Origin of the sequence: Paraburkholderia sp. EG286A (genome assembly GCF_040965375.1) — a bacterium.
GTDB lineage: Bacteria > Pseudomonadota > Gammaproteobacteria > Burkholderiales > Burkholderiaceae > Paraburkholderia.
Genome location: NZ_JBFRCB010000011.1, coordinates 165,741 through 179,197, shown reverse-complemented (window position 1 = coordinate 179,197; position 13,457 = coordinate 165,741). Strand labels below are relative to the sequence as shown.

11 protein-coding genes and 1 pseudogene are annotated in these 13,457 nt (G+C 66.5%); 9 read left to right on the top strand and 3 right to left on the bottom strand.

The annotated features are described in order from the left end of the window. The first annotated feature begins 35 nt into the window (after positions 1-35). The 3 genes from AB4Y35_RS37200 (at position 36) to AB4Y35_RS37190 (ending at position 3,467) form a co-directional block, all read left to right on the top strand. Positions 36-1,247 (top strand): cytochrome c, encoded by a 1,212-nt coding sequence (locus AB4Y35_RS37200; RefSeq protein ID WP_368708358.1) that lies wholly within the window; start codon positions 36-38, stop codon positions 1,245-1,247. A gap of 295 nt (positions 1,248-1,542) precedes the next feature. Then, positions 1,543-2,754 (top strand): acyl-CoA dehydrogenase family protein, encoded by a 1,212-nt coding sequence (locus AB4Y35_RS37195; protein WP_368708357.1) that lies wholly within the window; start codon positions 1,543-1,545, stop codon positions 2,752-2,754. Positions 2,755-2,816: 62 nt separating this feature from the next. Further along, positions 2,817-3,467, top strand: a complete 651-nt coding sequence (locus AB4Y35_RS37190) for a peroxidase-related enzyme (RefSeq protein WP_368708356.1) — start codon at positions 2,817-2,819, stop codon at positions 3,465-3,467. A 60-nt stretch (positions 3,468-3,527) separates the two neighbouring features. Here AB4Y35_RS37190 and AB4Y35_RS37185 read toward each other — a convergent pair whose 3' ends face one another. Continuing rightward, a complete protein-coding gene (locus AB4Y35_RS37185) occupies positions 3,528-4,439 on the bottom strand; it encodes a LysR family transcriptional regulator (protein WP_368708355.1) in 912 nt (303 codons plus the stop codon). A gap of 169 nt (positions 4,440-4,608) precedes the next feature. On the opposite strand from AB4Y35_RS37185, the gene AB4Y35_RS37180 reads away from it, so the two are divergent. From AB4Y35_RS37180 to AB4Y35_RS37160, 5 genes are read left to right on the top strand one after another with little or no spacing between them, the layout of a single operon-like run. Next, on the top strand, positions 4,609-5,538 hold the full coding sequence (locus tag AB4Y35_RS37180) for an ABC transporter substrate-binding protein (RefSeq protein WP_368708354.1): 930 nt from the start codon (positions 4,609-4,611) through the stop codon (positions 5,536-5,538). A 44-nt stretch (positions 5,539-5,582) separates the two neighbouring features. Further along, positions 5,583-6,422: an ABC transporter permease subunit gene (locus AB4Y35_RS37175; RefSeq protein WP_368708353.1), complete on the top strand. Its 840-nt coding sequence runs from the start codon at positions 5,583-5,585 to the stop codon at positions 6,420-6,422. Further along, positions 6,422-7,165: an ABC transporter ATP-binding protein gene (locus AB4Y35_RS37170; RefSeq protein ID WP_368708352.1), complete on the top strand. Its 744-nt coding sequence runs from the start codon at positions 6,422-6,424 to the stop codon at positions 7,163-7,165. The genes AB4Y35_RS37175 and AB4Y35_RS37170 overlap by 1 nt, the downstream gene beginning before the upstream one ends. A gap of 34 nt (positions 7,166-7,199) precedes the next feature. Continuing rightward, positions 7,200-8,207, top strand: coding sequence for an NrtA/SsuA/CpmA family ABC transporter substrate-binding protein (locus tag AB4Y35_RS37165; RefSeq protein WP_368708351.1), 1,008 nt, complete (start codon positions 7,200-7,202; stop codon positions 8,205-8,207). A gap of 22 nt (positions 8,208-8,229) precedes the next feature. Further along, the gene (locus AB4Y35_RS37160) at positions 8,230-9,471 is read left to right on the top strand and encodes an acyl-CoA dehydrogenase family protein (RefSeq protein WP_368708350.1); all 1,242 of its coding nucleotides are present in this window, start codon (positions 8,230-8,232) and stop codon (positions 9,469-9,471) included. A 21-nt stretch (positions 9,472-9,492) separates the two neighbouring features. On the opposite strand, the gene AB4Y35_RS37155 is transcribed toward AB4Y35_RS37160, so the two are convergent. Beyond that, positions 9,493-10,554, bottom strand: a complete 1,062-nt coding sequence (locus AB4Y35_RS37155) for an LLM class flavin-dependent oxidoreductase (RefSeq protein WP_368708349.1) — start codon at positions 10,552-10,554, stop codon at positions 9,493-9,495. A gap of 246 nt (positions 10,555-10,800) precedes the next feature. On the opposite strand from AB4Y35_RS37155, the pseudogene AB4Y35_RS37150 reads away from it, so the two are divergent. Continuing rightward, positions 10,801-11,788: pseudogene (locus AB4Y35_RS37150) on the top strand (aliphatic sulfonate ABC transporter substrate-binding protein). 9 nt (positions 11,789-11,797) lie between these two features. Here the strand turns inward: AB4Y35_RS37150 and AB4Y35_RS37145 are convergent. Then, positions 11,798-13,255, bottom strand: a complete 1,458-nt coding sequence (locus AB4Y35_RS37145) for an NAD(P)-binding domain-containing protein (RefSeq protein WP_368708348.1) — start codon at positions 13,253-13,255, stop codon at positions 11,798-11,800. Between the last annotated feature and the right edge of the window lie 202 nt (positions 13,256-13,457).

Sequence of the window (13,457 nt, the reverse complement as noted above, 5' to 3'; positions counted from 1 at the left end):
CGAATGATGCGGCACGCTTCATCCTACGCGCGGCGATGAGCGCGCTGCTCTCCGGCAACGCCTGGCTCAACCCGTTTCTCGGCGCGCTGCAGGCGGCGCAGGTCGCACTCGGCAGTGTGGCGCACGCGCTCGGCATCGCCGGCGACAGCCACGGCCAGCCCGCGTGGCCGTGGCCGAAACGGCTCACCGTAGAGGTTCTGCTGATCGACGCGGGCGTCGCGCGCCAGCTCGCACTCGCGCTCGCCGCCACCGGCGGCGCACTACTGCTCGCGGTCGCTGGCCTGTTCTGGCGTGGGCGGCGCATCGCGCTGTTCGCCGCGGCCGCACTCGCCGCCTGGTTCGCGCCGTGGCCCGACACCTCGCTGTGGCTCGCCGACGCCGTGCCCACCAGCTTCCAGACCACACCCTTCTCGGTCGATGCGATCGCGCGTGGCGCTGCACACTATGCGCACGAGTGCGCGGCCTGCCACGGCGACACGGGCCGCGGTGACGGCCCGCGCGCCGCCACGCTCGTGCGCTGGCCGCCGACCGTCGTGGGTCCGCTGCTCGGTCATCGTCTGGACGGGGAATTGTTCTGGCGCCTGCTGCATGGCATGCACGCACGCGACGGCGCGCAATCGATGCCCGGATTCGAAGGACGCCTGTCCGATGCGCAAACGTGGGCCATTCTCGATTACCTGAAGGTGCTGGCCGCGGGCGGCGGCGCGCAGGACGGCGAAGGCTGGCCGGTGCCTGTCGCGCTGCCTGCGCTAGACGTGCGTTGCGGCGACGCGCCGGCCGTGCCGCTGGCCAGTTGGCGCGCAGGGCAACGCGTGAGGGCCGTGGCCGTCGATGGGCGCGGGTCGCCTCTCGAAGATCCGCGCTGGCAAACGCTGCTGCTGTTCCGCGACGGCGCGTTGCCCGCTGCGTCCGAAACCGCGCGCTGGGCCGCGAACGGCGACGCCTCGTGCGTGGCTGTCTCGCCCGGTGCGTGGACTGCGTTCGCGGGCATAGCGGGCGTGAATGCGCAAGCCTTCGCGGGCTCGCAACTGATCGCCGATCGCGACGGCTGGCTGCGCGCCGAAGCCAAGCCGGGCGACCCCACATGGGCCAACGCGGCGCTGCTCTGCACAGCCGCTGGCGCGGGCGCAGAACGCGGAGAGCGCGGCGGGCGCGTGAGCCGCGGGCGGTCCGACGCGCTAACGTCGCTACTGCTGCGCATCGACGCTGAGCCGGTGCGTTACGTGAAGGGCGGCTACGTGCATTGATCGCGGCGCGAACACACGCCCCTTCATCGCGCACCTTCCGCGGCATCGAACGAAGCGGAAATGTGATGGATATGATTCGGTATCCGTATTATCCGCTTTCGATATGCAAATCTCGATTTGATATTGGTCACGGCTCCCATCCCAAACCATAATGGGCCAAGCGGATTGCACCGCCCGCGCGCTCCCGCAGTCGTGAAGCGCGAACTCTCAACCGTATCTGGATCGCTGCGGCCGCGGCCACTTCCGCCACACGGTGACGTGACCCGCGCTCGCGCCCCATGCAGGAGGTAACGTCTTGAGTACCGTACTGGAACATCAAGCGCCGCAATCTTCGCTCACCCCGCAAGCGGGGTCGCCACTGCTCACCGAATCACTGCTGGAGCGCATCGGTGCCCGCGCAGCGCAGTACGACCGCGAGAACGCGTTCTTCGCAGAGGATCTGGCTGACCTCCACGCATCAGGCTTCCTGCGTGCAAGCGTGCCGCGCCAGTTCGGCGGCCTTGGTTTCACGCTGCCGGCGCTATTGCGCGAACAGGTCAGGCTCGCCTCCCGGGCGCCCGCCACGGCGCTCGCTCTCAACATGCATCTCTACTGGGCAGGCGCCGCCTTGCATCTGTGGCGGCGCGGCGATCATTCGGCCGACTGGATTCTGCGCGAGATCGGCGCGGGCAAGGTGTTCGCCGCAGGTCATGGCGAGCCCGGCAACGATGCAGGCCTCGCGGACTCGACAGTGCGCGCGACGCCGCTACCCGGCGGCGCCTGGCGCTTCGAGGGCCACAAGATCTTCACGTCGCTCGCCCCCGCATGGGACTGGCTCGGCGTGCATGGACGCGACGACAGCGATCCGGCCAATCCGCGCATCGTGCACGCCTTCATTCGCCGCGACGCGCCGGGCCATCGCACCGAGCCCACGTGGGACGCGCTCGGATTGCGTGCGACGAGCAGTCACGACACATGGCTCGAAGGCGTCGTTGCGCAGCCCGAGCACGTCACCCGCGTGTTGCCCGCGGGGCCGCCCGACGATCCTTTCGTCGACGGCATTCTTGGCGCGGTACTACCAGGCCTTGGCGCGGTGTATTACGGCATTGCAAAGCGCGCTTTCGACCTGGCGCTGGAAGCGGCGCGATCGCGGCGTTCTCTCGCGCTGGGCGGCCAGACGTATGCGTTCAAGCCGCTCACGCAGGCCCACGTCGCGCAAGCCGCGATCGAACTGGAGAGCATCGAGGCGCTGCTCGAGCGCACCGCACAGCGCTGGTGGGACGGCTACGCACCTGGTGAACTGTGGCTCGCGCAACTCCTTGCGGCCAAGCAGCACGCCGTCGATGGCGCGCTGCGTGTGGTCAATCTCGCGTTGCAGGTGAGCGGCGCGGGTTCGCTCTCGCGCCGGCAAGAACTCGAAAGGCTTTTCCGCGACGTGCGCGCCGGCGCGTTCCATCCGCCCAACGCCGATGCAACGCACGAGTTGATCGGCCAGCTATGGCTGGGCGTCCTCGGTCAAACCGCATAGCGCACATCTCAACGATTCTTTGAAGATTTTCGGTTCGCACGCCAAACATAAGGAGTCCCTTTATGTCTACTGCTGCATCTACTATCGATATCGCGTCGCGTCGGGCGGATTTCGTTGCCGGTCACGACATCGCACACGAGCCCGTCTCCCGGCTTGGCCTGCCCGAAGAATCGGCGCTGCCGCCGCACGCTGCCGAGCTCTTCGAGCGATTTCGGCGCCAATACGGCTTCGTGCCAAACTGGCTGGCCGCACTGGCCGTCAACCCCGACACGGCGTCGCGGCTCGTGGCGTTCTACGAACATCTGTTCGACCCGCATCGCAGCCGCCTGACGGCCGCCGAGCGAGAACTGATCGCAGTCGTCACTTCCGCGGCGAACACCTGCAGCTATTGCGTGTTCAACCACACCCAGTCGCTCGCGACTGCGCTCGGCGACACCGTGCGCGCACAGCGCATCGCGCAGGGATGGCATCACGTGCGGCTGGATCCGAAGGAGGCGGCGCTCGCCGGGATTGCGGAGCAGCTCACGCGCGAACCCGGCCTTGTCGACGACAGCGCTTTGCAGCGGCTCCACGACCTCGGCTTCACGCGTGAGGCGGTCGTCGAGATCCTCGAAATATCCGCTTTCTTCAATTACGCGAACCGTCTGACGATCGCGCTCAATGTCGTGCCCGACGATCAGTTTTTCTCGGGACGAGACCGCGAGACCTCATAAGATTCGCGCCGTCGACCCGACCGCATAGCCGCTGCCGCCCGCCGCAGGCGCTACCGCCGCTCACGCCGCGCGTGCAAGCTTCGCCGACTTGAAGCTTTGCGCAATGCTTTGCGCCAGCACCGCGATAGCGGATTCCATCTTGCCAATGGCGCGTGAGCGGACGATCCGTACCGTGATTTCGGGCTTGAAGTCGCTCACCTGCACGATGTCCAGCAAATCGGCGTGCGCGCTCGCCACGACGAGCGGATACGGCACGACGCCGAGGCCCACGCCGTCCGCGACGAGCCCGAGCTGCAACTCGGTGCCGAGCGTTTCGAAATTCAGTTTGAGTGCGTGGCCTTGCGCGGCGAGCGCATGCTGCAGGCCGGCACGAAAGCCGCAACCGTCCGGATTGAGCACCCAGCCGTACGACTGGCATTCGGCGAGCGTCCAGGCGCGGCGCTTCAGCAGCCCCTTTTGCGCGACCACGGCGAGCTTGAGCGAGCTGAGCGATTCCGCCACCAGCGTTTCGGACAACGCGCGGTTCGCGGGCAACAGCACGACGGCCGCGTCGAGTTCACCGTCCTCCACTTTTTGCAGCAGCGGTGCGCCCCATCCCGTGGACACGCGCGCCTGCAACCCGGGATGCGCGTGACGCAGCGATTGCAGCGCGTCGAGCATCGCGATGTCCGCAACGGTTTGCGCCACGCCCACACGCAGCACGCCCGCAAGCGGCGCCCCGTCGTTCACGAGCTGCTGCAGAGCGTCGATCTCTCGCACGATGGCGCGGCACTGGTCGTACACGGCGCGGCCCATCGGCGTCGTGCGCATGGGCTTGGTGTTGCGATCGAGCAGCGCCACGCCCAATGCTTCCTCGAAATTCTGGATGCGGCGAGTCACGGCGGGCTGCGTCAGTTCGAGCCGTTCGGCCGCGTGGCTCAGCGACTCGCTGCGTACCACGGCGACGAAGGCTTCGATCTCGTCGAGTGTCATGATGGTCCCGGTGTATTGATCGCGTAGCTTAGCGTCGTTGCAGCGCTTCGTTCAAGCGGCGTCGCATTTGCGATCTGCATATTTCCTTAGAAGAACAATGCGTTTGCCTTATACGGGAGCGCTCCGTATCGTGCTCTCTTCGTCACACGCATTACCCAGGGAATCTTTCATGCGCCGCGCTTATGTCCGCTTTCTTGTCGCTATTGCTGCAACGTTGCCGCTGGCCGCATCCGCCGCCACGCTCAAGGTCGGCGACCAGCAGCTCCAGACGCGCGGCATACTCGAAGCGTCGGGCCAGCTAAAGGATGTGCCCTACCTGATCGAATGGTTCAATTTTCCCGCCGCGCAGCCGCTTGGCGAAGCGCTCAATGCGGGCGCGATCGACGTAGGCGGTCTGGGCGACGCCCCGCTCATCTTCGCGTACTCGGCAGGCGCGAAAATCCGCGCCGTATCGGCCGCACGCTCAACGCCTGTCGATCTCGCGATCGTCGTGCCCGAAACCTCGCCCATCCGCAACGCCGCTGACCTCAAGGGCAAGCGGATCGCCACCACGCGCGGCTCTATCGGACACTATCTCGCCGTGGCCACGCTCGAGCATGCGAACCTCAAGCTCACCGACGTGACCTTGTCGTACATGCAGCCCGTCGACGCCCAGGCCGCGCTCGCCACCGGAAGCGTGGACGCCTGGTCCACATGGGACCCTTACGTGGCGCTCACCGAAGCGCGCCAGCATACGCGCAGCATCGCGAACGGCGTAGGTGTTTCGTCGGGCTTGAGCTTCGAGGCCGCCACCGATACGGCGATCCGCGACAAGCACGCCGAACTCGCCGACTTCCTGCGTCGCGTGGCGGCCGGCCAGCGCTGGGCGCTCTCGCATCCTGACGAAGTCGCGGCGATCCAGTCGCGCGTGACGGGCCTGCCCGCCGACGTGCTCAAAACCGTCTATCAGCGCGCGCAACTGCATCCCGTGCCGATTGACAACAGCGTGATCGCCGAGCAGCAGCGCACCGCCGATCTCTACCTGCGCGCGGACGTCATCAAAACACGCCTCGACGTTGCGCCGAGCTTCGACAAACAGTTCTCGTCGACCGCTCCCTGAACGGGCGTCCATCGCCCGGACTTCACCGCAATTACGGAACCGACATGGCTGACGTCACCTCCTCTTCAAACCGCTATGGACTGCCTTCGCGCGCCGGCGGCTCGCGGCTTTCGACGGACCGCTTTTACTTCGGGCTCTCGTGGGCGATCCCCGCGCTGATCGTCGTAGTCTGGGAACTCGCGGCGCGCGTGGGCTGGATCGCGCCGCAAGTGCTACCGGCGCCGAGCAGCGTCGCCGCGACAGCGTGGGATCTTGCCCGCAACGGCGACCTGTTCGTGCACCTCGGCGTCTCGCTGCTGCGTGCCGTAACAGGACTTCTGATCGGCGGCACGATCGGCCTCGTGCTTGGCGTACTGGTGGGTTTTTCCCGGCTCGCGCAGGCGCTCATCGACCGGTCGATCCAGATGGTGCGCGCGATTCCCTTTCTCGCCATGCTGCCGCTCGTCATCGTGTGGTTCGGCGTGGGCGAAGTCGCGAAGATTTTTCTGGTCGCGCTCGCCGTGCTGTTTCCCGTCTACATCAACACGATGCTCGGCATTCGTCAGATCGATCCCAAGCTGATGGAACTGGCCAAGGTGATCGGGTTGAACTGGCCTGCCGTGGTGCGCCGGATCATCCTGCCTGGCGCCATGCCTTCGATCCTCACCGGCGTGCGTTACGCGCTGGCGCACGCGTGGCTCGCCCTCGTGATCGCCGAAACGCTCGCGACGACCAAGGGCATCGGCTTTCTCGCCATGGACGCCCGCGAATTCCTGCAAACCAACGTCATCCTGTTGACCATGATTATTTACGCGATCATCGGCGTTGCCGCGGACGCGCTGGTTCGCTCGCTCGAAGCCCGCTTCCTCTCGTGGCACGCGAACTACGCGAAGGGGGCGAAATAATGGGCTCCACCGTCGCGTTGTCCCTTCCTGCGAATGGCGCGCATCGTGCCGCAAACGAAGCCGCCGCGCCGCCGTCCGCTGTATCGGTGCGCGGCCTGCAACGCCGTTATGGCGAGCGCGTCGTCATCGACGCACTCGACCTCGATATCCGCAAAGGCGAATTCGTCGCGCTGCTCGGCGAAAGCGGCTGCGGCAAGACCACGCTGCTGCGAGCGCTCGCAGGGCTCGACAAACCGGATGCCGGGCAAATTCGCGCGCCAGAGCGGCCCTCCGTGGTGTTTCAGGAGCATCGTCTGCTGCCTTGGGCCACCTTGTGGGAGAACGTCGCGCTCGGCAACGAGTCGAGCGTCGGGCGCACCGGTGCCACCCGGGCACTGGCCGAAGTCGGCTTGTCAGGCCGCGAGGACGACTGGCCGCGCAATCTGTCCGGCGGTCAGGCGCAGCGCGTGGCGCTCGCGCGGGCGCTCGTGCGCGACCCCGCGCTGCTGTTGCTCGATGAACCGTTCGCCGCGCTCGACGCGCTCACGCGCATCAAGATGCACGGGCTCGTGAAGGAGCTGGTCGCGCGCCACGCGCCGGGCGTGCTGCTCGTGACCCACGACGTCGACGAGGCGCTCGCGCTCGCGGACCGGATACTCGTCATGCGCGCCGGGCGCATCGCGGCTTCGTTTCACACCAAAGACCGCACGCCGCAGGCATTGCGGCTCACGCTGCTCGAGGGACTGGGCGTTCGGTCGCACTGATCCGCTCCGCTCTCTACAGAAGGAACCGCCACGAATGAACGATGTTTCACTGACTCGCCGCCAGCTTCTGCTCGCGGCGGGAGGTTTGCTTGCCGGCGCCGCAGCCGCGCCTCTTCTTTCCGCGCAGGCGGCCGAGCCGCCCCGCAAGCTCACGCGCAACACCGACACGGTCCGCATTGGCTGGGGTTACGGCGCCCTGCCCGACATCGCCAGGCAGCGCGGCGTGTTCGAGAAGACGCTCGCCGCGAAGAACATCAAGGTCGAATGGGTCGGTCCGTTCCCGAACCATGCGCCCTCGATCCAGGCTGTTGTTGGCGGTAGCGCGGACTTCGGCTTCTGGGGCTCCACCACGCCCGCGCTCGCCGCCATGCTGGCCGGCTCGCCCATCGTCTTCGCCGGCTTCGACGTCTATTCGCCGCGGTCCACGGCCATCATCGTGAAGAAGTCGAGCGGCATCAACTCGGTTGCCGACCTCGCCGGGCGCAAGGTCGCGGTGAACCGCTCGGGGCTCGGCGAGTTCCTGCTCATCGCGGCGCTGGAGAAGCATCATATCGACCGCGACAAGGTCGAGTTCGTCTATCTCAATCCACCCGACGCGGCACCTGCATTTGCGCAAGGCAGGATCGATGCGTGGGCGATGTGGTCGCCTGCCGTGGATATCTCGCGCTATTCGAATGACGCCAAGGACATTTTCAACGAGGGGCGCGACCTCGACTTCCTCATCGACTACAGCTCGCTCGTGACGCGTCGCAAGTTCTCCGAAGAAAGTTCGGAGCTGGTGCGCGCCGTGCTCGACGCGTATTACGTGGAAGGCGCCTGGCAGTCGGCGCATGCCGCCGAATCGGAACTGCTCGTACAGAGGGAAGCGAAGTATCCGGACCAGGTGCGCGACTATCTGACGAGCCTGAAGCGCGTGAACCAGTTTCACGAACCGGACGACGCGGCCTTCATGGCGCAGTTCCAGCGCGCGGCGGACTGGCTCGCGCAACGCAAGATCATCAACGCGCCCATCAAGGTCGCCGATTACAGCGTCAAGGTGTGACGCACCATGAACGGGAATGCGCATGTCTGAAACCTCCACCCTCCAGCCCGGCCGGATCGCGCTCGTCTCGCCCCTGTCCGCCGCGCTCGGGTTCTCCGAAGCGATAAGCGGGATCGCCGCGACGGCGGCGCAGCGCGAGCGCGAGCAGCGTCTGCCGCACGAAGAGATCGCCACGCTGAAGTCGCTCGGCTTCGGCGCGTTGCGCCTGCCCGCCGATGACGGCGGCCGCGGTCTGTCGTTGAGCGAACTCTTCGCCGTGGCGCGTGACGTCGCCGCGGCCGATTCGAACATCGCCCACGCCTTGCGCAATCACTTCTGGCAAGTGGAAGCCGCGCTCAAGCAACGCGCCCTACCGTTCCATGCGCACGTGCTCGACCTCGTGCGCCAGCGCAAGACGATCGGGCCCAGTTTCGTCGAAAGCGACGCGACGGCGGCCGGCGCGCGGCCGAGCCGCGTGTTGAGCCGCCTGGAATGGGACGAGCGCAAACAGGTGTATCTGGGTTCGGGCGACAAGGTCTACGCGACAGGTAATCTGTACAACGATGCATTCATCGGTGTCGCTGTGGAAAGCCGTGCGAACACAACTGTGCAATACGTGCTCGAACGCGGCGAAGGTGTGAACGACGAGGACGACTGGCTGGGTTTCGGGCAGCGCCTGACGGGCTCCGGCACCGCGCGATTCCGCGACGTCGCAGTAAAGGTCGAGCATGTCTATGCGCCCGACCTGCCGAAGGCGCCCGAAGCCGCGCCGTGGGGCTTCACCTTCCACCAGATCTACCTGACCAACTGCATTGCCGGCATCGTTCGGCGCGTGGTGCTCGATGCGGTCGAGGTGCTGCGAGGACGCAAGCGCAACTTCTACCACGGCGGGGCGGCGCATCCCGCCGACGAACCGGCGCTACAGGCCCTGCTGGGCCGGATTCGCGCCTACGCGGCGAGCATCGAGGCGAGCGCCGACCGCGCCGTGCATGCGCTGCAACGCGCGTTGGATAGCGAAGGCACGAACGAGGAATACGCCGCCACGCTCGCCGCGACGCTCGCGGCTTCGGAGGCCAAGGTCGTGATCGACGATCTCGCGCCGCAAGTCGCGAGCTGGCTCATCGACCTCGGCTCCGGCTCCGTGGTGTCGAGCGTGGGCGCGCTGGACAGGCACTGGCGCAACATCAAGGTCATCGCCTCGCACAATCCGCGCCTCTACAAGGAGCGCCTGCTCGGCCAGAACCTGCTGACTGGCCAGCTTCCGCCAACGGGCGCGTTCTTCTGATCGCGCCCGCCGCTACCCGCTTCACACTGCGAGTTCGCGGCGCACGCGCGGGACGATCTCCTGCGCGAAGCGCCGCATATCGTCTTCGAACGGCTGGAACTGGAGCATGAATAGCTCGACGCCCGCCCGGTGAAAGGCCGCGACGCGACGCGCGACCGTATCGTAGTCGCCGACGAGGCCGGCGGCCGTACCGCCATTGGAACCCACGCGCGCCGAGCGGGCGAAGGTCTTGAACATTTCGGCGTTCGGGTCGATGTTGGCCTTCTGGCGCTCGCGAAGCGGCTTGTCGAGTTCGGCCAGAGCGAAGAGATGCTCGAGATGGGCCTCGGCTTCCGCCTGCGTTTCACGTGCGATCACGAACGCGGAGAGGCCAAAACGCAACGCTTCGTGGCCGGCGGGCCGCGCGCGTGCCGACACGTCGGCGATCAGGGCCGCCACGTCGTCGAGCGGCTGCCCGTTGATGAACCAAGTATCGCCGTGCGCGGCAACAAGTGAGCGCGCCGGTTCAGACTCGCCACCCACGTAGATGCGCGGACGCGCACGGTACGGATCGGCCGGAAGCAGCCGATAGTCGTCGATGTGGAAATGGTCGCCGTGATGGGTCACACGCTCGCCGCGCAGCAACGCGTCAACCACCGAGATCCATTCGCAGCCGTAGTGATAGCGATCGTCGTGCTCGGGAAACGCAATGCCGGCGCGTTCGAATTCAGGCCGATTCCATGCGTTCACGAGGTTGATTGCAAAGCGGCCGCCGCTGATGTGCTCGATCTGCTGCGCCATTTTCGCGAGCACGACCGGATGGTAGAGAAACGGCTTGATCGCGGCGATGATCTCGATGCGCGAGGTGAGCGCCGCCAGCGCGGCTGATGCGGTCCACGCCTCGAGCTGGTCGAGCGCGGGATCGTGCGGATTGACCGTATGCTGCGCCACGAGCACCGAGTCGTAGCCAAGCCGCTCGGCTTCGAGCACGAGCGCCTTGTTGCGGGCCCACGAGGCATCGTAGGGTTCATCGGGGTCTTGCAGCGCCGCGCGGCTTCCGTGCACGAGCGCCCAGATGCCAAAACGTGGGAAAGAACGGGACATCGCGTGAGAACGTCAAAGGACGGAAATGATCGGGCATCCATACTAACGCCACGTGCGTCACGGCCAATCCAATATCTGCTGATATCAAAGCCGTGAAAACGCATTAAGGCGAATCACGCCGCTGATATTGCGCGTTCACCCGGCTAAAGCGCTCCCGCGCGAATCCTTAGCAGAATCGCTTCGTTGCGTTGTGCGCGAAGGTCATCCAGCATTTTCGATTCGTCAACTGAATCCGCTGGATCCGCCATGTTCTCTCCCTCCCGCCGCCGCCTGCTCATTCATGGATCGATTCTCGGCGTCGCGGCGACCACGGGCCTCGCTTTTGCCGCACCGGCTTCCACGCTGCGTATCGGCTATCAGAAGTCGTCTACGCTGATCACTGTGCTCAAGGCGCAAGGCAAGCTCGAAGCCGCGCTCGCGCCGCTCGGCGTGAGCGTGAGCTGGAGCGAGTTCGCGAGCGGCCTGCCGCTCACCGAAGCGCTCAATGCGCAAGCCGTGGATTTCAGCGCCGATGTTGCCGACACCGTGCCGATCTTCGCGCAGGCCGCACATGCGCGCTTCGTCTACGTCGCCCAGGAAGCGCCCTCGCCCGGCGCGCAGGCCATCATCGTCAAGCGCGCGGGTGCGCTGCGCACGCTCGCCGACCTGCGCAACAGGGACATCGCCGTGACGAAAGCGGCCGGCAGCCACTATCTGCTGCTGGCTGCACTCGCGCAGGCGAACGTGCCCGCCGAAGCGGTGCGCATCCATTACCTCACGCCTGCAGACGGGAGCGCCGCTTTCGAGAACGGCAGCGTCGACGCGTGGGTGACGTGGGACCCGTATGTGGCCTCGGTCGACCAGCAGCCCGATGTGCGCGTGCTCGCCGACGGCAAGGGGCTCGCCACCTACCAGCGCTACTATCTCGCCTCCACGCGTTTCGCGCAGGCGCGGCCCGACGTGATCGCCGTGGTCTATGCGCAGTTGCGCGACGCCGGCCAATGGGTGCGCAGCGCGCCGCTGGACGCCGCGCGGCTGCTCGCGCCGGTCTGGGGACTCGATGCGCCCACCATCGCGCGCGCCAACGCGCGCCGAAGCTATCTCGTGCGCGAGGTCAGCGCCCCGGTTTTCGGCGAGCAGCAGAAAATCTGCCGACACGTTCTTCAACGCGCATCTGCTGCCGGCCCCGGTGGAGACGGCGCACGCCGAGCGCTGGGACTTCGCGCAAAAGCGTGCGGTTGCGATCGGCGCGTGAGCCTGGCCGTTACCGCGATTGCTCCGGCTCGACGCGCTCTTCACTGTACACACTGTCCACATACAGCGACGGCTCGAAATCGGCGGCCACCACGGCGCTCATCCGCGCCTCATGCGCCTCGATATCGTCGAGAAACAGATCCTCGCTGATGCGCCGGATCACGGCGGGGATATCGCGCTTCATGCTCGGCACGTCGCCAACGGGCAGCCCGCGGCTCACGAACGCGGCCGGATTGAAGACGTGAACATTGCGCAGGAACGGCGCGGCGCCGGGCGTCTTCTCCAGGTATTCGAGCGCCGCGCCGAGGTAAGGATGCGCGCCGAGCGCCTCGTCCTGCTCGTGCGGCGCCGGCGTGTAATGATCGCGCCAGAGCAGCACGTGATCGGCCAGGTCGGCAAGCTCGGGCCGCGCGTGCAGATCGACGGCGTAACCTGTTCCGGCAATCACGAAATCGAATGCGAACGTTGCGTCGTTCACCCGCGCCGCTACGCGCGTGCCCTCCACCGTCGCGCGTTGCCACACGGCGTCCAGATGCAGATGGAAGTTCGGGAAGCGCGTGGCGCGTGAGACTGCGTCGGCGGGCGGCGTCGATCCCGCGCGCCGAAAGCGCAGTGCCAGGCGCCAGCGCAGCGCGTCGGGCAGCGCGGGATAGTTGTCGTAAGCTCCTGGATACGCACGGGCGCGCGTCACAGGAAGGCTTGGCAACAGCGCGCGACGCACGAAGAGATGCACATCGGCAGCGCCCGCTTCGAGCGCCGTCGCCGCAGCGTCGAACGCCGAAGCCGCGCCCCCCACCACCGCGACAGACTTGCCGCGCAATGCGGCGAAATCGATCGCATCGGACGTATGCGCGAGGTGCGTGCGCGGCAGCACGGCCAGCGGCGCGGCGACGTTGGGCTTGCCATTGCCCGCCACGCCGTTTGCGAGTATCACCTTGCGCGCCGTTTCCACACGCCGCACGACATCGTCGCCGTGACGAACGTCCAGATGTAGCCTGAAGTGCGTGCCAATGGGTTCGACGCGCGTGAGCGTCGTGCCGTAACGAACCGCAATGCCGAGGAATTCCCGATACCACGCGAGATACTCGGCCCAATCCTCGCGGCCAATGCGTTCGAATTCGGCGTACGCGGCCTCGCCGTGACGCGCTTCGTACCACGCCTGGAAGCTCAGCGCGGGCAACCCTGCTTCCGGCCCCGCCAGCGTCTTGGGCGTGCGCAGCCGCTGCATGCGCGCGCGCGTGGTCCACACGCCGGCCTGCGGCGCGCCAGCCGCGCCGTCGATCACGCTGACCTTGCCGATCCCCGCGCGCCGCAAGCCGAACGCGAAGGCCGTGCCGCTCTGGCCGCCGCCCACGACGACCACGTTGTGATCGATGCCGTCACGGTTGACGACCCAATCTTCCGGGTCGGGGCCGATTAGGCGCAGTGTGGTGTGCGCATGACGGTCGTGCAGCGCGGGTTCGCTCATGGGAATGTCCTGCGAAGGGGCACGTGGGGCGCAAACGCGCGCCGGAAATTCGAGTATCGGTGAGCGGCCGCGCGCCGGCAAAGAACGATTCGGACTTTCCTTTTTCGGCGCGCTGCATCTCGCCGCATGTCATGTGCAAATGGAATGTTTATCAGCATTCAATATTTAAACCTCGCATGCCTGGGTGGTAGCCTCTTTTGAT

Excerpts from the sequence above, each read along its gene's own strand:
- AB4Y35_RS37200 (WP_368708358.1), top strand. The coding sequence starts at position 36 with ATGAGCGCGCTGCTCTCCGGCAACGCCTGGCTCAACCCGTTTCTCGGC.
- AB4Y35_RS37190 (WP_368708356.1), top strand. The coding sequence starts at position 2,817 with ATGTCTACTGCTGCATCTACTATCGATATCGCGTCGCGTCGGGCGGAT.
- AB4Y35_RS37185 (WP_368708355.1), bottom strand. The coding sequence starts at position 4,439 with ATGACACTCGACGAGATCGAAGCCTTCGTCGCCGTGGTACGCAGCGAG.
- AB4Y35_RS37180 (WP_368708354.1), top strand. The coding sequence starts at position 4,609 with ATGCGCCGCGCTTATGTCCGCTTTCTTGTCGCTATTGCTGCAACGTTG.
- AB4Y35_RS37175 (WP_368708353.1), top strand. The coding sequence starts at position 5,583 with ATGGCTGACGTCACCTCCTCTTCAAACCGCTATGGACTGCCTTCGCGC.
- AB4Y35_RS37170 (WP_368708352.1), top strand. The coding sequence starts at position 6,422 with ATGGGCTCCACCGTCGCGTTGTCCCTTCCTGCGAATGGCGCGCATCGT.
- AB4Y35_RS37165 (WP_368708351.1), top strand. The coding sequence starts at position 7,200 with ATGAACGATGTTTCACTGACTCGCCGCCAGCTTCTGCTCGCGGCGGGA.
- AB4Y35_RS37160 (WP_368708350.1), top strand. The coding sequence starts at position 8,230 with ATGTCTGAAACCTCCACCCTCCAGCCCGGCCGGATCGCGCTCGTCTCG.
- AB4Y35_RS37155 (WP_368708349.1), bottom strand. The coding sequence starts at position 10,554 with ATGTCCCGTTCTTTCCCACGTTTTGGCATCTGGGCGCTCGTGCACGGA.
- AB4Y35_RS37145 (WP_368708348.1), bottom strand. The coding sequence starts at position 13,255 with ATGAGCGAACCCGCGCTGCACGACCGTCATGCGCACACCACACTGCGC.